This is a genomic window from Salinivibrio sp. IB643, assembly GCF_001996105.1.
Taxonomy (GTDB): Bacteria; Pseudomonadota; Gammaproteobacteria; order Enterobacterales; family Vibrionaceae; genus Salinivibrio; species Salinivibrio costicola.
Genome location: NZ_MUFF01000006.1, coordinates 131,672 through 152,985 on the forward strand (window position 1 = coordinate 131,672; position 21,314 = coordinate 152,985).

Genomic DNA, 21,314 nt, shown 5'->3' on the forward strand with positions numbered 1-21,314 from the left:
AAAGAATCATGAAACGAGCTGTCATTACAGGCATGGGGATTGTTTCCAGTATTGGTAACAACGTCAAAGAAGTGCTGGAGTCGCTCAAAGCGGGGAAATCTGGCATTAACTTCTCTCAGCAGTTTGCAGATATGAAGCTGCGCAGCAACGTTTGGGGGGATCTCAAACTTAACCCAGCCGACCACATTGATCGTAAAAAAATGCGCTTTATGGGGGACGCGGCTGGCTTCGCCTATTTAGCCATGGAGCAGGCGATTGAAGACTCAGGCTTAGCCCCTGAGCAAGTTTCTAATCCGAGAACGGGCCTAGTTGCCGGTTCTGGGGGCGCATCATCGGTCAACCAAGTCACGGCGGTTGATACCTTACGCGAGAAAGGTGTAAAACGCGTCGGCCCTTATATGGTGCCACGTACTATGTCATCCACGGTCTCAGCGTGCTTGGCGACCCCGTTTCAAATTAAAGGGGTCAACTACACCATGAGCTCGGCCTGTGCGACATCGGCACACTGTATTGGCCATGCGCTTGAGCTGATTCAATTGGGTAAACAAGACGTCGTGTTTGCTGGTGGCGGCGAAGAGCTTGATTGGTCACTCACCATGATGTTTGACGCCATGGGCGCACTTTCAACCAAATACAATGATGATCCACAAAAAGCGTCACGTACCTATGATGCCGATCGCGATGGTTTCGTGATTTCTGGCGGCGGCGGTATGCTGGTGGTTGAAGAGCTTGAGCATGCGCTGGCGCGTGGTGCCACCATTTATGGTGAAATTGTCGGCTATGGGGCAACGTCTGACGGCTATGATATGGTCGCGCCATCCGGCGAAGGGGCGGTGCGCTGTATGAATATGGCGATGCAAGATGTTGATGGCGAAGTGGATTATATCAACACCCATGGCACGTCAACGCCAGTGGGTGATGTCAAAGAGCTTGGTGCCATCCAAGAAGTCTTTGGTGGTAAGAGCCCTGCTATTTCCGCGACCAAGTCGATGACAGGCCATGCACTCGGTGCTGCTGGGGCGCATGAAGCCATTTACTCGACGCTAATGCTGGCGCACGGCTTTGTCGCCCCGAGTATCAATGTTGATAACTTGGATCCGGCCGCTGATGGGCTAGATATTGTGACACAACCACGTGAGCAAGCACTCACTCGTGTTATGTCAAACAGCTTCGGATTTGGCGGAACGAACGCCACCTTGGTGATTGAAAAGTATCGCGGCTAATATCGCGCTTATTTTCAGGTTCTCAATGGACCCGGCCACGGCCGGGTTTTTTATTATTGGCCCGACGTGGGGGCATGCTTTTTGGCGGATGTTTTCTTGCAGGTAGGGCGATACAATGGGCGTTATTTTTCAGCGCTCGTACGCGACGTTAAAAACAGGATGCTGACCGTGAAAATAGTTGTAGATGAAAACATGCCCTACGCCCAGGCATTGTTTAGCCAATTAGGTGAAGTCGTTGCCTTACCTGGTCGGGCGATCGGTGCGGAAGATATCCAAGATGCCGACGCTTTGTTGGTGCGCAGTGTCACGCATGTTAATCACGCGTTGATTAAAGATGCCAAGCAATTACGCTTTGTCGGCTCGGCTACCGCGGGAGAAGATCACCTTGATTTTGATGCACTGCAAGCACAAGGCGTATATGCCACGGCAGCGCCGGGCTGCAACAAAGTTGGGGTCGCGGAATATGTGATCAGTGCCTTATTGGTGTTGGCGCAACAGCAAGCATTTAAATTGACCGACCGAACCGTCGGTATTGTCGGTGTCGGTCACGTTGGGAGTTACTTAGCTGAGCGTTTAGCTGCACTGGGCATTAAAACCTTGCTCTGCGATCCGCCGCGTCAGGCGCGTGAGAATCGCGCGGATATGGTGGATATTGATACGCTGATTGCACAATCGGATGTGGTGACCTTTCATACGCCTCTGACGTCGACTGGTGAGCACCCTACTCATCATTTGATGAATCACGCTCGTTTAAATGCACTCGCACCGGGAAGCATTTTGATTAATGCCGCACGCGGCCCGATTGTTGATAATCAAGCGCTTAAGACACGGCTGGCACGAGGCGATATGGATGCAGTTTTGGACGTGTATGAGCATGAGCCCGAGGTCGATCTTGCGTTGGTCGAACGGCTAACCTTTGCAACGCCACATATCGCTGGCTATGGATTGGAAGGAAAAGCACGCGGTACCACCATGGTGTTTAATGCCTTATGCCAACATTTATCGTTACCACAGCGCGCTGACGCCACCGATCTATTGCCGAAAGCGCCCATTCCTTCTGTGCAACTAGCCGCGCCTTGGCAGCAGACTGAACTTATGGCGTTAACCCAACTTGTTTATGATATCCGTCGCGACGATAGTGATTTTCGCCGAGCGATGACACAAGCAGGGGAGAACAAACCGGCACAGCGTACAGCCTTTGACCAATTACGAAAAAATTACTGGGATCGACGTGAGTACAGTGCGATCACGGTAGCCGGACACGCTGATTTCGGGTTACAGTCGCTGGCTAAGCTGGGCTTTAGTATTGAGGAGCACGCATGACACAAGCATTTGATGTTGCGGTTTTGGGCGCAACAGGTGCGGTAGGCCGTACCATTATCGACATTTTAGAAGAGCGCGATTTTCCTATTGGCACTCTCCACCTGCTTGCCAGCGAGCGCAGTGCCGGTGAAACCATTACCTTCAAAGGCGAAAGTTTGCGTGTGAAAAACGTCGACACCTTTGATTGGACCCAAGTTCAAATTGGCTTGTTTTCGGCAGGCGCGCAAACCTCCGCACATTGGGCGCCTATTGCCGCAGAAGCAGGAGTCGTGGTGATCGATAATACCTCACAATTCCGCTATGATTTCGATGTGCCCTTGGTGGTGCCGGAAGTTAATCCAGCCGCGATTGGTGATTTTCGTAACCGCAATATTATTGCAAATCCCAATTGCTCAACGATTCAGATGCTGGTCGCATTAAAACCCATTTACGATGCCGTGGGGATCGAACGTATTAACGTCTCTACCTATCAATCGGTGTCAGGATCTGGAAAGTCGGGTATCGACGAACTCGCGGGCCAAACGGTGAAACTGCTCAATAGCCAAGATGCCGAACCTTCGCTCTATAGTAAACAAATTGCTTTCAATTGCTTGCCTCAGATCGATCAATTTATGGATAACGGCTACACCAAAGAAGAAATGAAGATGGTGTGGGAAACGCAAAAGATTTTCGCTGATGAGATGATTGGGGTTAACCCTACTTGTGTGCGTGTGCCTGTTTTTTATGGCCATGCAGAAGCGGTGCATATCGAATGCCGTCAACCCATTGACGCAACAGAGGCGATGGCAATCCTTAGCCAGCACGAGCATATTGAAGTCTTTGAAGGCGAAGAGTATCCAACCCAAGTCAAAGAAGGGACGGGATCAGACAAGGTGCTTGTGGGACGGGTCCGTAACGACATTAGCCATCCAAATGGTTTAAACCTCTGGGTGGTTGCTGACAATGTGCGTAAGGGTGCCGCGACCAATACGGTTCAAATTGCTGAAGTCTTAGTGCGCGATTATCTTTAATCGACAGCGTGTGACGATGACAAGAGCGTGATGGTCCACACATCACCATGTCAGTTTGATTGGTACCCCATCCGTTGATGGGGTATTTTTTTAGGCATTAAATTTGCACAGATGACGATACGAGAAGTGTGGGCATGCTATCATCGAGGCAAAACTGAGGCAGAGCGCCCACAGTTTGATCGCGCAACACACTTTTATATCATCAAACTACAGTTTTTCGCATGGCTTCCGATATAGTTAGATATTTAGTGAGGCCATTTCTGCCATAGGGAGTGCGGGTGTGTCCAACGCACAGCAAAGTGAACAGTCTTCTTCTCAAACGCGATTGACGATAATCTTGCACACAGTGAGGCGGCATCTTCTTGCCGTCGTGGGGTTATTGGCGATCAGTCTCGTCAGTGTGTCTACCTTACCGGTCGAGGCGGCCATTCGTATTCTGGGCCCGCAAGAGGAAATGACGACTGAGTCGTCATCCGCACAACAACCGCCTACGGCGCAATCCGCGCAGCAATATGGCCCAACAGGTGCAAACGAAACCTTGTGGTCGATTGCGACGCAAATGCGTCCCAATACACAAGTCAGTGTTTACCAAACATTGGGCGCGATTTTCCGTCTCAATACCGACGCGTTTGCCAATAATAATATCCATCGCTTGCAGCCAGGTAGCACATTAGTGATGCCAACCTTGGAGCAAATCGAACGAGAAAGTACGCAAGATGTCGTAAATCGTCTTGAAATTGATGACGCACGTAAGCAAGCACAAACGACGACACCATTGAGTGAACAAGTCACTCAGCCTGACGCTCAAGCATCAGAGCAAGTCGAACCCGAGCAAGCTGAACCAGAATCGCAACAAAGCGCCTCAGAAACAGAGCAGGCGCAGTACACTGAAGCGAGTGAGCCTGAGACACCACAACCTGAAGTGGTGGAAATGTTGCAATCGCAGCTACAAAACTCAGATCAAGAAATGACCCGCTTGGTTGAGAGTAATCATGTGCTCAAAGTGCGCTTATCCGAAGTTCAGTACGAACTGAATGCGCTGAAAGAAAAAATGAGCAGTGATGACGAGTTGAATCAGGAAATACGTGCTTTCCTAGAACAACAACGTCAGCAGCAGGCGAAACAAGAGACGCAGCCCCCCTCCGCGGTCGACTCTTTATTGGATAATCCACTCCTGCTCGCCATGTTCGCGATCATTCCTGGCGCGTTAATTGTCGGTGGGGTTTTCTTCTTCTTGGCGCGTCGCAAGAAACAAGACGAAGAGCATGACGAGCCCGCCTCACTCGACCATGATGAGCTAGATGATATGCCGGTTATCATGGTGCCCGATCCTGAAGATGAGCAGGAAGGGAAGAGTCACCAAGCTCAATCTGACGATGAGTTAGAGATCACTGAGGATGGTGATAGTGATGAAGACGTGGCATTTGGTGATGACACGGACCTTGATGATCTCAATCTTGACGATGAACTGGACGACATGTCTGGTAACGAATCGAGCGTTGCGCCAACCAGTGACGATGCCATTGGACTCGAGGACATGGAGCGTGCGTTAGATGAATTGGCGAATATACCGCCTGCCGATACCGAAACGTCGACCGACAGCGAAAGTGAAACCGACGACGCAGCCCTCCCTGAAGAGGAAATGAGTGCAGACGAGGCGCTTGCAGCAGAGTGGGCGAAAGCGCTAGAAGAAGGTAACGACAGTGGTGCAGATGACATTGATGCCTTGCTCGCCGGGGAATCGGGCACTGAGTCTGCGCCGGAGGACCCCTCTGAGTCCACGCGTGAATCAGAAGCAGACGTAGAGAGTGATACTGAGGCGACATCGGATGATAACCCTGAATCAAGCGAAGCGTCGGAAGAGCAAGCACCGAATGATGCATTATTTGACTCAGCCCTTGCCGATGAGCCAGCGTTAGATCTCAGCCAAGAAATTGATTTATCAGATGATGACGACGAAGACAGCGTTTCGCTCGACAACACGACCGAGCTTCTTGATGAGCTTGTCGGTGATGATGATGACGATAGCTGGTTGAATGATCAAGATGATACGGAGACTGAGTTTGATGAAAGCAGTGATGCTTTACTGGATGAAGTATTAGACAACGATGATCCGCACCTTGAAGACTCTGACGCCTTGTTGGAGGAAGTGTTAGGTGACGACGACGAATCCGATCCACTTGCGGAGGGAGATGATCCTGTACTGTGGGAAGAAGCTGAAGACAGCGATCCTAATGAAGCGGAACTCGAAAAACTGCTTTATGAATCAGAGGGTGAACCAGAGCCTGATCCCCGCAAGGCAGAACAGCCCGCAGAGCCCGCGACTGACGACGACGCACAGGGTGACACGGATGAAGCGCCAGTCGATGACACTGCGGAATCCGAGACTGAGGACGACGCACAGGATGACGTGGACGAAGCGCCAGGCGATGACACTGCAGAGCCCGATACTGAGGACGACGCACAGGATGACACGGACGAAGCGCCAGGCGATGACACCGCAGAGCCCGATACTGACGACGATGCACAAGATGAAGCGGATGAAGCGCCCGTCGCCAACGAGCAGCCAGATCAAGGCGAAAACCTCGATGATATTAAAGAGGAAGATTTACTCGATTTAACCAATCTGCCTGAATATGACGAAGAAGCCGCACTGGCAGATGCAGAACCGGTTGACGAAGAAGAACAAGCTGCACTTGATAGCGTGCCAGAGCCAGAGCCAGAGCCAGAGCCAGAGCCAGAGCCAGAGCCAGAGCCAGAGCCAGAGCCAGAGCTTATCTCAATGAGCAGCAAGACAATGCGCCAACCTCTGAGGCGCCCGAGCGCGATACACGCAATATCAGTGATCTGAATGACGATGATCACCAGGTCGGTGGTCTGAATATGGAGGCCTTGCTATCGGAATCCGATGACGATGAGCCTCTCGATCTTTCCGCTTTATCCGACGAAGAAGCAGCGGTTTGGCAAGCCGATAATGAGCCAGAGCCAGAAGCCGAAAGTGAAGATTGGAGCCAACAACCCGCCATCGATCCGGCCTCGCTTGAAACCTTTGAACTGGAACAGGCCTTGGATGATGATCTTCTCGGTGAGGGTGATGCTGAGAGTGAGCTTATCGGCGAAGAGCAGGAAGATGACGACTACATTAGTATCGAAGAGCTTATGCGCGATGACGGCTCGACGCCAGATATTGATCCCGATAAGGCGGAGATGAACCTTGACGTAGGGTTGGATGAATTCCCTGATGTGTTAGAAGACATTAGTGCGATTGATGTTGATGGCGACACCGCCAGCACAGAGGCATCGACCAATCTCGACTTGGCGAAAGCTTACTTGGAAATGAATGATATGGATGGCGCGATTTCCTTATTAGAAAAAGTGATCCAGTCAGGTAACAAGGCCTTGCAGCAAGAGGCTCGGCAACTGCTTGAACAACTTAGGTAACACCACAATCAGGTAGCACAGGCTACCTGATTGCTTATTAGGCCTCAGAATAGACAGTCGATGTTAAGACCTGCAACAGGCCGGCTTTATGGGTATAATGCTGCGCCTTGTTGAGCAGTAACTAAAAAGGCACAGGCATGAGATTCGCGTTAGGCATTGAATATGACGGCGCCCAGTTTTACGGTTGGCAAAGGCAACGAGAAGTCACCAGTGTCCAAGAACACTTGGAAAAGGCCTTGTCGACCGTCGCTAATCACCCTGTGGCAGTACAATGTGCGGGGCGTACCGATTCGGGGGTCCACGGCACCGGACAGGTGGTGCATTTTGATAGCGATAGCCAACGGCCATTAAAAGCCTGGACGATGGGAGTGAATGCAAACTTGCCTGATGCGATTGCCGTACGTTGGGCCACGCCTGTTCCAGACGATTTTCATGCGCGATTCAGTGCGACAGCACGCCGCTATCGCTATGTGATATACAACCACTCTTTGCGCCCAGCGATACTGGGTAAAGGTGTCAGTCACTATCATAGCGAGTTGGATGAAACCTTAATGGCGCGAGCGGGTCAGTACTTACTCGGTGAGAATGATTTCTCGTCATTTCGTGCGGCACAATGTCAATCTCACTCGCCATGGCGGAATGTGATGCATTTATCTGTCACGCGTCAGGGGCGGTTTATCGTGATCGATATAAAAGCGAATGCCTTTGTGCATCACATGGTGCGCAATATCGCGGGCAGCCTCATGGCTGTCGGTCGTAAAGAACAGCCGCCAGAGTGGATCGCATGGCTACTGGCACAGAAAGATCGCACCTTGGCGGCCGCGACGGCCAAAGCGGAAGGTTTGTATTTGGTCGAGGTGGATTATCCGGATCAATATGGCTTACCACGCCCGCCGATAGGGCCTTTGTTTTTGCCCGATCAGGTGATGGAATCCGAGAGCATACTCGGCGCAAAGCGTACGGAGACAGAATAGGTAGTACCAGTTTTTTATCCCAAGTCTGGCAGACTTGTGATTTAATTCGGTTTAATTTGTTACGAATCCAAGATGGTTGTCTAATTGTGATAGCCATGACTAAGTAAAGGTTGTCCATGAGCTGGCTAGAGAAAATATTAACCAAAAGTAATATTGGTTCATCACGCAAGGCGTCGATCCCTGAAGGGGTTTGGACCAAGTGTACGTCGTGTGATCAAGTACTTTATCACGCTGATGTCGAACGTAATTTGGAAGTTTGTCCCAAGTGTGACCACCATATGCGTATGCCAGCACGCCGTCGTCTGGATGTCTTTTTGGATCCTGAAGGACGTGAAGAGATTGCCGGTGAACTGGAGCCTAAAGACGTATTAAAATTTCGTGATTCGAAAAAGTATAAAGATCGCTTGTCAGCCGCGCAAAAGTCCAGTGGGGAAAAAGATGCACTCGTGGTCATGAAAGGCAGTGTGCTAGACGTGCCCGTGATTGCTTGTGCGTTTGAATTTAAGTTCATGGGCGGTTCGATGGGCGCAGTCGTCGGCGCACGGTTTGTTAAAGCGGTCGAGCACGCGATCGAAAACCATTGTGGCCTGGTGTGTTTTTCGGCCAGTGGTGGGGCGCGCATGCAAGAAGCCTTGATGTCATTGATGCAAATGGCGAAAACCAGTGCGGCACTTGAGCGTTTGTCACGTCACAACTTGCCATTCATTTCGGTACTCACTGATCCAACGTACGGTGGGGTGACCGCGAGCTTTGCTATGCTCGGAGACATTAATGTCGCAGAGCCAAAAGCGATTATCGGTTTTGCTGGCCGTCGCGTCATTGAGCAAACCGTACGCGAGAATCTGCCAGACGATTTCCAAACCAGTGAGTTCTTGCTTGAGCATGGTGCGATCGACATGATTGTTGATCGTCGTGAGATGCGTCAGCGTTTGGCGGGCCTATTGGCGAAGCTGGGTAACATTAAGTCGCCATTAGTCGTCGATGTTGAGCAAGATAAACCTCAACCTCTAGAAGAGCCTGAAGTGGCACCTTCCTCTCAAGAGCAATAATTGACCGTGTTCCATGGCGTTATCCTTGGTATCATTTGCCCATCATCGAGTAACTGACCAAGTCAATGTCTGAACTACAGCATCCAACAGCCACATCCTCAATGGATACGTGGCTGTCTTATCTAGAAAATATCCATACCAGTGCCATCGATCTTGGCCTTGAACGCGTCGCGGCAGTTGCGGAGCACGCCCAATTGACCAAGCCTGCGCCTAAAGTGATTACCGTTGCAGGGACCAATGGCAAGGGGACCACCTGCGCCTTATTAGAGGCAATATTACAGCACGCGGGTTACCGTACGGGGGTTTACAGCTCACCGCATCTTATTCATTACAATGAGCGGGTCCGTATCAATGGCGACGTGCTGGTTGATAGTGAGCATACTCAAGCGTTTGAGGTAATTAACCAGGCACGCGGCCAAACCAGTCTGAGCTTTTTTGAATTTGGTACCTTAGCCGCGTTACAGCTATTTAAACAGCATGCGCTTGATGTCGTGATCCTCGAAGTGGGTCTCGGTGGCCGTTTAGATGCCACCAATGTGGTGGGTCATGACGTATCTGTGATCACCAGTCTCGCACTCGATCATTGTGATTGGCTGGGCAATGACATTAATCAGATTGGTTATGAAAAAGCAGGCATATTCCGGAAAGATAAACCGGCGATATGTGGTCAGCCTGCACCACCGGCGAGTGTTGCTGCGCATGCTGATGCGATTGGCGCGCAATTAAATCAGTTAGGCTATCAGTACCACTATGCCATGACAGGAGATACGTGGCGTTGGGCGGCCGGTGCTTTTGAACTGACAGATCTACCTATTCCGGCTATTCCGCTACAAAATGCGGCAACGGCTTTAATGGCGCTGGGCGTTGCTGACCTCGACATTGCTGATACACACATTACTGAGGGATTAGCGTCTGTCGCGGTTACCGGTCGGATGCAAGTTATTGCTGACGCCCCTTACACGATTTTTGACGTCGCCCATAATCCGCATGCTGCCGCTTACCTAGCAAAGAAACTCGCTGAGCAAAAAGCGAGATTGACAGGACGCGTGCATGCTGTGGTGGCGATGTTAGCAGACAAAGATATAGAGGGTACCTTAGCCTGTTTTGATCGCATTGTGGATTGCTGGTACCCCGCTTCTTTAGCCGTACCTCGTGGCGCGTCAGCCGATAAATTGCCGGTGGTGGCATCAATGCAATTCAGCTCACCGAGTGACGCCTATCAACATGCGTTGAGTCAGGCTGAACCTGAGCGAGACTGTGTGGTCGTATTTGGGTCGTTCCATACCGTTGGGCAGGTGATGGAAACGCTTAATTAAAACGGAGTCATTGTGGCCAGTAAGTTACAAAAAAGAGTGGTCGGCACCCTAGTGTTAGTCTCTATCGGTGTGATAGTGCTACCTGATGTGCTCGATGGCCAAAAAGAGCATTACCAAGAAAACTATCAAAGCATCCCCCTGCGGGATGACTTTGATGGCACAGTGAGCCAAATGCCGGTTGAAGAACCCGAGGTGATTGAGGTGACAGCGCCCGATACCCAGGTAAACGATACGCCTTCAGCTGACACAAATGCGCAGGCTGAGACGGAAAAAAGTGATCCAACGCCCACGGCATCAAGTGTAGCGTCAGTCAAGGACGGAGACAGCGCATGGATGATCCGTTTGGGGACCTTCCGTAACCAAGAGAATGCTCGTCGCTTGGTTAAGCAATTACGTGACAAAGGATATCAAGCACATATCTTACCCAGAGACATTCAACCCGGTGACTTAGCGAAAGTGGTCGTCGGGCCACATGTTTCTAAAACCACACTCGAATCGCAACTGACTGATCTGCAATCGCTGACAGGATTGAAAGGACAGTTGCGCAAATTTGACCCACTTACCCAATAAGAAAACGTTTGCGTGAGCATTTTTTCTGTTAGAATGCGCACGTCTCGAGCAAGTGAATACGATGAATTGGATTGATTATCTTATTATTGGCGTCATTGGTTTTTCGGCGTTAGTGAGCGTGATTCGAGGCTTTGTAAAAGAAGCCTTGTCATTAGTGATTTGGTTTGGGGCGTTTTTTATTGCCAGCCAATTCTACACGCAGCTAGCGGTGTATTTGACCAATATCCAAGATGCGGTTATCCGTAATGGTAGTGCTATCGCCTTGTTGTTTATTGCCACCTTATTGGTCGGCGCAGTAGTCAATTATGTGATTGCCCAGTTAGTAGAAAAAACGGGATTGTCTGGCACGGATAGAGTGCTTGGTATGGTGTTTGGCAGTGTGCGCGGCGTGTTAATCATCGCGGCGGTGCTTTTCTTCCTCGATGCCTTTACATCGGTCGCCAACAACCAAGCGTGGGGACAATCGCAACTTATTCCTAACTTTGCGGTAGTGATCGAATGGTTCTTCCACTATCTCGAGAACAGTTCCAGTTTCTTACCTGAGATCGCAGGATCTTAGGCTGATATTCGCGTAACAAGGAATCGCTGACATGTGTGGTATTGTTGGAATCGTTGGTAACACTCCGGTCAATCAGTCCATTTACGATGCACTGACTGTGCTTCAACATCGAGGACAAGATGCAGCCGGCATTGTCACCATCGATGACAATCGTTTTCGGCTTCGAAAAGCCAATGGGTTAGTCCAGGATGTGTTTCAACTGAAGCATATGCAGCGCTTACAAGGCCAGGTTGGAATAGGACATGTAAGGTATCCTACAGCGGGCAGCTCTAGTGCATCAGAAGCGCAGCCTTTCTATGTCAACTCCCCGTACGGGATTACTCTCGCCCACAATGGTAACTTGACCAATGCTGAGGCGTTGCGCCAATCTTTATTTGAAAAAGATCGTCGTCACCTTAATACAACGTCTGACTCTGAAATTCTCCTCAATGTCCTTGCCCATCAACTGTCGACTGCGACTTCTCATCCTCTTACTGTTGATGATATGTTTACCGCGGTGAAAGCGGTCCATCGACAAGTCTCCGGCGCTTATGCCGTTGTGGCAATGGTGATTGGGCATGGCGTTATCGCTTTTCGTGATCCTAAAGGCATTCGCCCGCTTTGTTTGGGGAAGCGCGATACGCAAACAGGTACCGAGTATATGGTTGCGTCTGAAACCGTTGCATTGGATGCCGTGGGTTTCGATTTCGTGCGTGATGTCTCACCCGGAGAGGCGGTTTATATCACCTTAGAGGGACAACTTCATACCTGTCAGTGTGCGGACTCACCGAGTCTTAACCCTTGCATCTTTGAGTTCGTTTACTTTTCTCGTCCCGACTCATTTATCGATAAAGTGTCTGTTTATGGGGCCCGTATTCGTATGGGTCAAAAGCTTGGCGCTAAAATTCAGCGCGAGTGGGAAGACGTGGATATTGATGTCGTCATTCCTATCCCTGAGACATCTTGTGATATCGCGTTAGAGATTGCGCAAGTGCTAGGTAAACCCTACCGCCAAGGCTTTGTTAAAAATCGCTATGTAGGTCGTACGTTTATTATGCCGGGGCAGCAGATGCGTCGAAAATCCGTACGTCGTAAACTCAATGCCATCCGTTCAGAGTTTAAAGACAAGCGCGTACTCTTGGTCGATGATTCGATCGTGCGAGGCACAACCTCAGAGCAGATCATCGAAATGGCACGTGAAGCAGGCGCCAAAGAAGTCTATATGGCCTCCGCGGCCCCCGAAGTACGCTTCCCCAATGTCTATGGCATTGATATGCCGAGTGCCAACGAGTTGATTGCTCATGGTCGCGAAGTGGATGAAATTGGCCAATTAATTGGTGCTGATGGCTTGGTTTATCAAGATCTGCCGGATCTCGTCGACGCTGTTGGTGAGGCTAACCCAGCGATTGAGCGCTTCGAAACATCGGTGTTTAGTGGCGAATATGTCACCCAAGATGTGGATCAGGGGTACCTCGATAATTTGCAAAGCTTACGTAGTGATGATGCTAAAACTGTACGAGAGCAGCAACAAGAGCTTGCGAACTTAGAGATACATAACGAAGATTAAACAAATACGCCGCGAGATTATCGCGGCGTATTTGTCTTTTTAGCGAGCGAAGGCCCTAGTGTGTGAAAACAGGCCCCATCCCGACATTCCACAGAATCACGGAGGTGGCAAGGATAGCGACCAACAGGACTAAGCCGCAGGTGACGACGGAGCTTGCATAAATAAAACCGCGCTCTTCAGGGATCTCCATGAGTATCGGCACGCCGGTATACAGCAGATAAACGGAATAAGCGACACCGATCAAGCCGACAATCATGACAAACCATACCACCGGATAGAGCGTTGCAAGCCCGACCATAAAAATCGGCGTCGCCGTGTAAGCGGCCAGCTCAAGGCATTGCGTATAGTTAGGCGCAGAGCCAAATGTTCGACTCATCCACAAGGTTAGATAGGCAAGGGCAGCAACCCCACCGAGTAACGCTAAATACATAGCACTGGCAATAAAAAGCGCGCTTTGTGGCGTCATGAAAATGGACTCTCCCGCGCCGATTTGCCAGCCGATATTGACACTTGCGTAGTAAGCACACACGGGAGGGATCAACGCTAACAAGAGCGCATGTCCGATGCTGCTTGAAACGCCCTCGTGTCGTTCGCCAATTGTCTTCCATTCTTTTTTGGGATGGGTATATAACCCGACTAAGTGACCTAAAATCATAGTAACCCCGCTCGTTATTCCCTAAATATAAACAAAGATGCAATGGTCGGCGCACGACAGCTGGGTAACGGCTAGCTCGGCTGTGCGAAGACAGATGCCCAAATCTTCTTTCCTTACCTAACGAATAGCTCTTGACATCATAATTGGCAAGTTTTGTGCGCTATAACAACCTTCCTCACGAGGCAAAGGGCGAAGCCGCTCGGAAATAAAGCAAGGAGAACATACATTATGTGATGATTGTCATGTATTAATTGTTGAACATCTCACTTTTAATACAGAGTGGCGTACCCTGGAGTGTTGCTGATTTTTAGGTGTTTTTTATCGTACTCCTTGTTGTACGTTAAGATGCATGTGAGTTTATATTGATAAAATTATTATTTTAAACAGCTGTTTATTGTTCGCTATCAAATTAAATATCATAAGCAGGCACGGGGTGTCTGAGTTCAGCTACGATTAGTACAGAGCGATTTAAAACAGCCGCTGCTTTGCAGTCCGGGAGGAGAGCGTCGTGTTGCACAGTAAAGATATTTTAATTGTTGAAGATGATCCCGTCTTTAGTCGAATGATTGCCTCGTTTCTTGAAAGAGAAGGTGCGACGGTCCGTGAAGTAGAAAATGGGCTAGAAGGGCTACAAGCATTGAGGCAATCGATCCCTGATTTACTGATCAGCGATCTTTCTATGCCGGTCATGACGGGGCTTGAGTTCGTTGAGGAAGTCAGTCTCGAATACCCGATGCTGCCCATGATTGTGATTTCAGGTACCGGAGGCATGGCTGACGTTGCTCAGGCGCTTCGCTTTGGAGTAAAGGATTTTTTACTCAAGCCCATTGAAGACATCAAATCGGTTAAAAAAGCCATTGAAGCGGTGATTGATGATGCCAACGATGATGTGCATGCCAGTGATGACTTTAGTCAACAGTGGTTTAAAGTGAATGAAGATGCGGACAAAGGCGCCTCAGAAAGCGAACTAAAATGGCACCTTGATGCGCTACGTCATAATCCTGGTAGTGCGCGAGAGTTGCTGATGGGGTTGATGCCTGAGCCAGACTCACAACAAGGCGCGTGGCGTTTGTCATATCACTCGCTGCAATCGGCAGACGCCAACCCTATTGTGCTCGATTATGCTTGGCTGCTCGGCGGGAAAATGGCGTTCTATGTGGTCGACTCAGCGTCAGCTGAAGAAGATGGGACGGCAACGACTTTGATGATTCGGGCCTTTTTTAATGATTTTGTCCGCTCAAGTGATGTGAATGAACGTGGATTCCTGACGCTGGTAAAACGGATTGAAGATGCGATTCGTGCATCGGCTTATACATCACCGGTTCGTGCCATGTTTGGTGTCTTAAACATGGTTGATAACCAACTCGATATTCTGCCAGCAGGTTTAAAAGCCACGATTGATAGTAGCGGAACCACGAAATTAGTTCGTAGTGAGCATTGGCTAGGTCGCGATGCCTTTAGCAGTGAATTCCAAACTGTGGATATGCAATCAGGCGATGCGCGTGTGTCTTTAAATGAAGTCGGCTTGAATAGCTTTAGTGTTGATATTCAAAAGATTGCCTAATATAGGCCATCAATGATTGTGGTGTCCCGTCATCTCCATATCACCAGTTCAAGCGATGCACGTCCCGCTCTGCTTGCTGGTGATAATTTTCATCCGTATACTCACGTCGCTCTGGATGGGTTGTTACCTTACCTTCGATAGATATCAGGGACAGATCGGCATGAAACATTGGTATTTACTTTATTGTAAACGCACAGAACAACAACGTGCGGAACAAAACTTGAAGCGGCAAGGCGTGGACTGTTACTACCCGATAGTCACAGTCGAAAAGTTGCGTCGAGGCAAATACCGGCAAGTTGAAGAACCGCTCTTTCCGAATTACATCTTTGCTTGTTTTGATCCTGAATCGGTTCAATACACGTCTGTTCGCTCTACACGTGGCGTTGTTGATTTTGTTCGCCAAGGTGCGAAGCCGATCCACGTCGATATTCAATTAATTCAACACTTGATGATGATGGAAGACAGTGATGAGCAACGAGAATTACTGTATCAAGGCTTCAAGCCTGGTCAAAAAGTAACCGTTGAGAGTGGCCAGTTTGCCGGTGCTGAAGCGATTTTTAAAGAAAAAGACGGCGAAAAACGCTGTATCCTTTTAATCAAAATACTCAATCAACAAACCGAGTTACGGATCAATAACTCAGATATAAAAGCGTCATGCTAAGCGACTTACGCGTCGTAGAACGTGCCGATAGGTCGTTGTATCAGGCCAAAAAAGATGGGCGAAATCAATGTGTGAAAGCCAATCAAATTGACTTCGCCACCTTGTGATGCTAGCCAACGTCGTGATACTGCTCGCACGCCATGAGTGTGTTTTCAATCAAGGTGGCGACTGTCATAGGGCCAACCCCGCCAGGTACAGGGGTGATATGACTGGCTCTTTCATACGCGACATCGTACTCAATATCCCCGATTAATTTACCGTCATCCATGCGGTTGATGCCCACATCAATCACGATTGCCCCGGGTTTTATCCAATCGCCAGGGATGAACTTAGGTTTACCGACCGCAACCACGAGCACATCGGCTTGTCGAACATGCGTTTCTAAATCTTGGGTAAATCGATGGCAGGTGGTGGTGGTGCATCCGGCGAGTAACAGCTCCAACGTCATCGGGCGACCAACAATATTGGATGCTCCCACAACCACAGCATGTTTACCACGTAGCGGTACATTATAACGATCGAGAAGAGTAATAATTCCTTTCGGCGTGCACGAGCGTAGTGTTGGCATACGTTGGCACAAGCGGCCCACATTAAAAGGATGAAAACCATCTACATCTTTATCTGGGCGGATTCGCTCCAATACGGACGTGGCATCAATCCCTGCCGGCAACGGCAGTTGAACGAGAATGCCATCAATACAGCCATCGTCATTCAAAGTGTCAATCAACGAGAGGAGCTCATGCTGTGAGCAAGAGGCTGGGAGGTCATAGGAGCGTGATACAAATCCGACTTCGTCACAGACTCGGCGTTTACTCCCCACGTAAACTTGTGATGCAGGGTCCGAGCCGACCAAAATAACGGCTAAACCAGGTGCGCGGCGACCTGCTTCTGTGCGAGCGGCGACGCGTGCAGCGACCTCACGACGCACCGTTTGCGCGATCAGCTTTCCATCAATCAATTGTGCGGCCATAACTATCCTTTGGCTAAAGCAATATTCGTCAGTATTGTGACAAAAATCGCGGCTAAAAGCTATTGCGCAAACGTTTGCTTTGGTTTTGATAGCGGAATATGCCAGATATCCTATTGAGAGAAAATATCACGTCATTGTCTAGCCCTTCGCGTCATTAGGTTGGCAAAGTGGTCCCAAAAAGCGATAGGTGGTGATTGACAATAAACTGGCGCGGTTTTGAGCAACTAGGTCAACATTTTAGGGAAAAGCGTTGACGGGACCTAACGTCGCTTTATAATCCACGCTGCATATCGTTATTGCGCCCTTAGCTCAGTTGGATAGAGCAACGGCCTTCTAAGCCGTGGGTCACAGGTTCGAATCCTGTAGGGCGCGCCATTTTTATGCGTCTCCCCGTATTTGCCTTGTCTGAGTGCTCTGAAAACAATCAATCGCGCACAAAACAGTAAAATCTGTGATCTTACGCGGTTGAATTGTGAGATATCACCCCAATTTCGATATTGAAACGCCATCGGTTGCCCCTTGTCTCGACTCAGTTGACGGGTGCCGCTATAATAGCGCGTCTTAATTTTCAGTCTCGGATGAGATAGCTCGATACGCCAATTGCGTGTATCCGGATTCGCAGGGGCTATGACGGACTCATAGCTCGGATGATGCCACCAGTCAAACTGGTAAACATCACTCAGTACCCCTGAGTAAATTTGAGGTTAAATTTATAATGCAAGTTACCGTTGAAACCACCGAAGGCCTTAAGCGCCAAATGACCATCACAGTGCCTGCTGCCAATATCGATGATGCAGTCACTAAAGAGCTACGCAATATCGCTAAGAATCGTCGTTTTGATGGTTTCCGTAAAGGTAAAGCGCCATTGAAAATGGTGTCACGTATGTACGGTGCTACCGTGCGTCAAGACGTGCTGGGCGAAGTGATGCAGCGTCACTTTATTGAAGCGATGATCCAAGAAAAAGTGAACCCAGCGGGCGCACCAACCTTTACCCCTGTAGAGAACGAAGCAGGAAAAGATCTGGTATTTAAAGCTGACTTTGAAGTGTATCCAGAGGTTGAGCTACAAGGCCTAGACGCGATCAGCGTCGAAAAGCCAAAAGCGGACGTGCAAGAAAGCGACGTTGAAGAAATGCTCACCACCTTGCGCAAGCAACAAGCGAGCTGGGTAGAAGCAGAAGGCGAAGCGAAAGATAACAGCCGTGTGACGCTGGACTTCGTCGGCACCATCGACGGTGAAGAATTTGAAGGCGGAAAAGCCGAAGGCTTCCAGCTAGAAATGGGTCAGGGTCGCATGATCCCAGGCTTTGAAGACGGTCTTGTTGGCAAAAAAGCGGGCGAAGAATTCACTATCGACGTGAACTTCCCTGAAGACTACCATGCTGAAAACTTGAAAGGAAAAGCGGCTCAGTTCGCGATTAAACTGCATCAAGTTGAAGAGCAAGAGCTGCCTGAGCTAACAGAAGAATTCGTTCAGCGCTTCGGCATTGCAGATGGCAGTGTTGAAGGCCTGAAAGCGGAAGTACGCAAAAACATGGATCGCGAACTCAAGCAAGCGATCAAAAACAAGGTAAAAGAACAAGTACTGGACGGTCTGGTTGAGCAAAACCAAATCGACGTACCGTCAGCCTTGATTGACCAAGAAATTGGCACATTGCGTCAGCAAGCGGCACAACGTTTTGGTGGCAACATGGATAGCGCTTCTCAGCTACCGCGTGAGCTATTTGAAGAGCAAGCGAAGCGTCGTGTTAGCGTCGGCCTACTGCTTGGCGAAGTGATCAAGTCTGAAGAGCTTAAAGCCGATGATGAGCGCGTTAAAGCACTGATCGAAGAAATGGCATCTGCGTATGAAGACCCATCAGAAGTTATCGCTTACTATGAAAAAGACGAGAAGCTGATGGAAAATATGCGTAACGTTGCGCTTGAAGAGCAAGCGATCGATGCGTTATTAGCAAAAGCAACCGTTACTGAAGCTGAAGTCGGTTTCAGTGATCTAATGAACGCTTCTCAGCAAGCGTAATTCGGATTAAAAAACGTCTGTGTTTTATTGACACTGCGTAAACGTATCTGCTTACAATGGCCCTAATGACTTGTCATTCGGGCCATTTTTTCCATCTATTGGTCGCAATGGTGATGAAGCCAATCGACGTTAGAGAGCCTTGTTTTTAAGTAAAAACTCTCGATGGATCATCAAGCTGCATACACCGATATAAGATTTTAGTGACCTGTTACAGCATTTTGTGCTAAACCTTGGTTAAGGCAAGAGTGATAACAAATTCGATTAGGGATATTACGTTATGAGCCATCAAGATAGAAATGCCATGCCACCCATTACGGACGCCCTTGTCCCTATGGTGGTGGAACAAACCTCGCGCGGTGAGCGCTCTTACGATATTTACTCTCGCCTACTCAAAGAACGCATTATCTTCCTGACAGGGCAAGTGGAAGACCAAATGGCGAACTTGATTGTGGCGCAGATGCTGTTCTTGGAATCTGAGAACCCAGAAAAAGACATTTATCTGTATATTAACTCACCAGGCGGCGTGGTGACTGCGGGGATGGCGATTTATGACACCATGCAGTTTATTAAACCGGACGTGAGCACCTTATGTACAGGCCAAGCCTGTTCGATGGGCTCTTTCCTGCTTGCGGGTGGCGCCAAAGGTAAGCGTTATTGTTTACCAAACTCGCGCGTGATGATTCACCAGCCGCTAGGGGGCTTCCAAGGCCAGGCGTCTGATATTGAAATTCATGCGCAGGAAATGATCAAAACGAAGCACCGTCTCAACACTATATTGGCTGAACATACTGGCCAGCCGATGGAAGTGATCGAGCGCGATACTGACCGTGATAATTTCATGGCGGCGCAAGAAGCGGTGGACTATGGCTTAGTTGACGCCGTATTGAGTCAACGAGACTAAACCCAATTCGCCGCAGAGCGTTGAAATGAGACAAACTTCGCTCATTAGCCAAGGCTTGATGGTTGTTGGGTCGGAAAAAGTGGCCGATTTGTTGTAAACTCAACATAAGGCAACGACGGGCAAGTGCCCCAAAGAGGTTAGCGAATGACAGACAAGCGAAAAGACGGTGGAAGCGGAAAGCTGCTTTACTGCTCATTCTGTGGTAAGAGCCAACACGAAGTTCGCAAGTTAATTGCTGGGCCATCGGTCTACATTTGTGACGAATGTGTTGACCTATGTAATGACATTATCCGTGAAGAGATCAAAGAAGTGATGCCGAAGCGTGAAGGTGATTCTTTGCCTGCGCCAAGCGAAATTCGCGAGCATCTGGACGATTATGTCATTGGCCAAGAGCAAGCCAAAAAAGTGCTTTCGGTTGCGGTATACAACCACTATAAACGCTTGCGAAACGGCGATAAAAGCGCCGAGGGCGTGGAGCTAGGTAAGAGTAATATCCTGCTGATTGGCCCCACAGGGAGTGGTAAAACACTGCTGGCTGAAACCCTCGCCCGCTTCTTGGATGTGCCATTTACGATGGCTGACGCAACGACATTAACCGAAGCCGGTTATGTGGGTGAAGACGTCGAAAATATCATCCAAAAGCTGCTGCAAAAGTGTGACTACGACGTCGCTAAAGCAGAGCGCGGCATCGTGTATATCGATGAAATCGACAAGGTGTCACGTAAATCGGATAATCCATCGATTACCCGTGATGTTTCTGGCGAAGGCGTACAGCAAGCCCTGCTTAAACTGGTCGAGGGAACGGTTGCATCGATCCCGCCACAAGGTGGACGTAAACATCCACAACAAGAGTTTCTCCAGGTTGATACCTCGAAAATTCTATTTATTTGTGGTGGTGCGTTTGCAGGACTAGACAAAGTGATAGAGCAGCGTGTTGATACCGGCTCTGGCATTGGTTTTGGCGCGCAAGTAAAAGGCGCGACTGAACGGTCAGTCGATGAGTTCTTCGGTAAAGTAGAACCAGAAGATATGGTTAAATATGGCCTGATCCCTGAGTTTATCGGCCGTTTGCCAGTGACTGCTGTGCTTAGAGAGCTTGACGAAGACGCACTCGTACAGATTTTGCGTGAGCCAAAAAATGCCATCACCAAACAATACAGTGCGCTGCTTGAGCTGGATGGTGTCGAGCTTGAGTTCCGTGATGACGCCCTACGTGCGATCGCCAAAAAAGCGATGACCCGCAAAACAGGTGCACGAGGTTTGCGTTCGATTGTGGAATCTGTGCTGCTAGATACTATGTATGATCTGCCATCCATGAAAGGGGTGACCAAGGTCGTCATTGATGACTCAGTGATCCGAGGCGAATCCGCACCTCTATTGATATATGAGCACACTGAGAATCAAGCCGCAGGCGGTGAATAACGCTTTCACTTGTTTTATCAGCGATAAAGAAAAAAGGGAGTTATCACTCCCTTTTTTATTTTCTGACGGTTGAGCCGTTGAAACCTGTCCAACAGACCCCATATACTCTT

At 49.3% G+C, this 21,314-nt stretch carries 18 protein-coding genes and 1 tRNA gene; 17 read left to right on the forward strand and 2 right to left on the reverse strand.

Annotation, left to right across the window (positions count from 1 at the left end; genetic code table 11):
• The first annotated feature begins 8 nt into the window (after window positions 1-8).
• The 11 genes from fabB to purF all read left to right on the forward strand — a co-directional run bounded on the left by fabB (window position 9) and on the right by purF (window position 13,011).
• Window positions 9-1,223, forward strand: coding sequence for a beta-ketoacyl-ACP synthase I (fabB, locus tag BZG77_RS04295; RefSeq protein WP_021023107.1), 1,215 nt, complete (start codon window positions 9-11; stop codon window positions 1,221-1,223).
• A 168-nt stretch (window positions 1,224-1,391) separates the two neighbouring features.
• Window positions 1,392-2,546 carry a 4-phosphoerythronate dehydrogenase gene (locus BZG77_RS04300; protein WP_077646329.1) on the forward strand — a complete coding sequence of 385 codons (1,155 nt, stop codon included), beginning with the start codon at window positions 1,392-1,394 and terminating at the stop codon, window positions 2,544-2,546.
• On the forward strand, window positions 2,543-3,556 hold the full coding sequence (locus tag BZG77_RS04305) for an aspartate-semialdehyde dehydrogenase (protein WP_077646330.1): 1,014 nt from the start codon (window positions 2,543-2,545) through the stop codon (window positions 3,554-3,556). Before BZG77_RS04300 ends, BZG77_RS04305 begins: the two co-directional genes overlap by 4 nt.
• Window positions 3,557-3,836: 280 nt before the next feature.
• A complete protein-coding gene (locus BZG77_RS04310; RefSeq protein WP_131826132.1) occupies window positions 3,837-6,407 on the forward strand; it encodes a FimV/HubP family polar landmark protein in 2,571 nt (856 codons plus the stop codon).
• Window positions 6,408-6,439: 32 nt separating this feature from the next.
• The gene (locus BZG77_RS14680) at window positions 6,440-6,997 is read left to right on the forward strand and encodes a FimV/HubP family polar landmark protein (RefSeq protein ID WP_108743939.1); all 558 of its coding nucleotides are present in this window, start codon (window positions 6,440-6,442) and stop codon (window positions 6,995-6,997) included.
• 137 nt (window positions 6,998-7,134) lie between these two features.
• On the forward strand, window positions 7,135-7,971 hold the full coding sequence (gene truA, locus BZG77_RS04315) for a tRNA pseudouridine(38-40) synthase TruA (protein WP_077460335.1): 837 nt from the start codon (window positions 7,135-7,137) through the stop codon (window positions 7,969-7,971).
• A gap of 116 nt (window positions 7,972-8,087) precedes the next feature.
• On the forward strand, window positions 8,088-9,020 hold the full coding sequence (accD, locus tag BZG77_RS04320; RefSeq protein WP_077646331.1) for an acetyl-CoA carboxylase, carboxyltransferase subunit beta: 933 nt from the start codon (window positions 8,088-8,090) through the stop codon (window positions 9,018-9,020).
• A 65-nt stretch (window positions 9,021-9,085) separates the two neighbouring features.
• A complete protein-coding gene (folC, locus tag BZG77_RS04325; RefSeq protein ID WP_077646332.1) occupies window positions 9,086-10,336 on the forward strand; it encodes a bifunctional tetrahydrofolate synthase/dihydrofolate synthase in 1,251 nt (416 codons plus the stop codon).
• A 12-nt stretch (window positions 10,337-10,348) separates the two neighbouring features.
• On the forward strand, window positions 10,349-10,906 hold the full coding sequence (locus tag BZG77_RS04330; protein ID WP_077646333.1) for an SPOR domain-containing protein: 558 nt from the start codon (window positions 10,349-10,351) through the stop codon (window positions 10,904-10,906).
• Window positions 10,907-10,967: 61 nt separating this feature from the next.
• On the forward strand, window positions 10,968-11,465 hold the full coding sequence (locus BZG77_RS04335) for a CvpA family protein (protein ID WP_021022877.1): 498 nt from the start codon (window positions 10,968-10,970) through the stop codon (window positions 11,463-11,465).
• 31 nt (window positions 11,466-11,496) lie between these two features.
• Window positions 11,497-13,011 (forward strand): amidophosphoribosyltransferase, encoded by a 1,515-nt coding sequence (purF, locus tag BZG77_RS04340; RefSeq protein WP_077646334.1) that lies wholly within the window; start codon window positions 11,497-11,499, stop codon window positions 13,009-13,011.
• 55 nt (window positions 13,012-13,066) lie between these two features.
• Here purF and BZG77_RS04345 read toward each other — a convergent pair whose 3' ends face one another.
• Window positions 13,067-13,666 (reverse strand): Yip1 family protein, encoded by a 600-nt coding sequence (locus BZG77_RS04345; RefSeq protein ID WP_077646335.1) that lies wholly within the window; start codon window positions 13,664-13,666, stop codon window positions 13,067-13,069.
• A gap of 508 nt (window positions 13,667-14,174) precedes the next feature.
• On the opposite strand from BZG77_RS04345, the gene BZG77_RS04350 reads away from it, so the two are divergent.
• Together BZG77_RS04350 and rfaH are read left to right on the forward strand one after the other, a co-directional pair.
• Entirely contained in the window at window positions 14,175-15,230 is a 1,056-nt protein-coding gene (locus BZG77_RS04350) for a response regulator (RefSeq protein WP_077646336.1), read from the forward strand.
• 160 nt (window positions 15,231-15,390) lie between these two features.
• Window positions 15,391-15,891: a transcription/translation regulatory transformer protein RfaH gene (gene rfaH / locus BZG77_RS04355; RefSeq protein ID WP_077646337.1), complete on the forward strand. Its 501-nt coding sequence runs from the start codon at window positions 15,391-15,393 to the stop codon at window positions 15,889-15,891.
• 109 nt (window positions 15,892-16,000) lie between these two features.
• Here the strand turns inward: rfaH and folD are convergent, their stop codons facing one another.
• Complete coding sequence (folD, locus tag BZG77_RS04360; RefSeq protein WP_077646338.1) at window positions 16,001-16,861, reverse strand: bifunctional methylenetetrahydrofolate dehydrogenase/methenyltetrahydrofolate cyclohydrolase FolD; 861 nt, start codon at window positions 16,859-16,861, stop codon at window positions 16,001-16,003.
• 298 nt (window positions 16,862-17,159) lie between these two features.
• Between folD and BZG77_RS04365 the strand changes: the two genes are divergently transcribed.
• The 4 genes from BZG77_RS04365 to clpX all read left to right on the forward strand — a co-directional run bounded on the left by BZG77_RS04365 (window position 17,160) and on the right by clpX (window position 21,204).
• Window positions 17,160-17,236 (forward strand) — tRNA-Arg (locus BZG77_RS04365).
• Between the two features lie 340 nt (window positions 17,237-17,576).
• Window positions 17,577-18,881 (forward strand): trigger factor, encoded by a 1,305-nt coding sequence (gene tig / locus BZG77_RS04370; RefSeq protein WP_077646339.1) that lies wholly within the window; start codon window positions 17,577-17,579, stop codon window positions 18,879-18,881.
• Between the two features lie 277 nt (window positions 18,882-19,158).
• Window positions 19,159-19,782, forward strand: coding sequence for an ATP-dependent Clp endopeptidase proteolytic subunit ClpP (gene clpP, locus BZG77_RS04375; RefSeq protein ID WP_021022248.1), 624 nt, complete (start codon window positions 19,159-19,161; stop codon window positions 19,780-19,782).
• A gap of 144 nt (window positions 19,783-19,926) precedes the next feature.
• The gene (gene clpX, locus BZG77_RS04380) at window positions 19,927-21,204 is read left to right on the forward strand and encodes an ATP-dependent protease ATP-binding subunit ClpX (protein WP_077646340.1); all 1,278 of its coding nucleotides are present in this window, start codon (window positions 19,927-19,929) and stop codon (window positions 21,202-21,204) included.
• Window positions 21,205-21,314 lie beyond the last annotated feature (110 nt).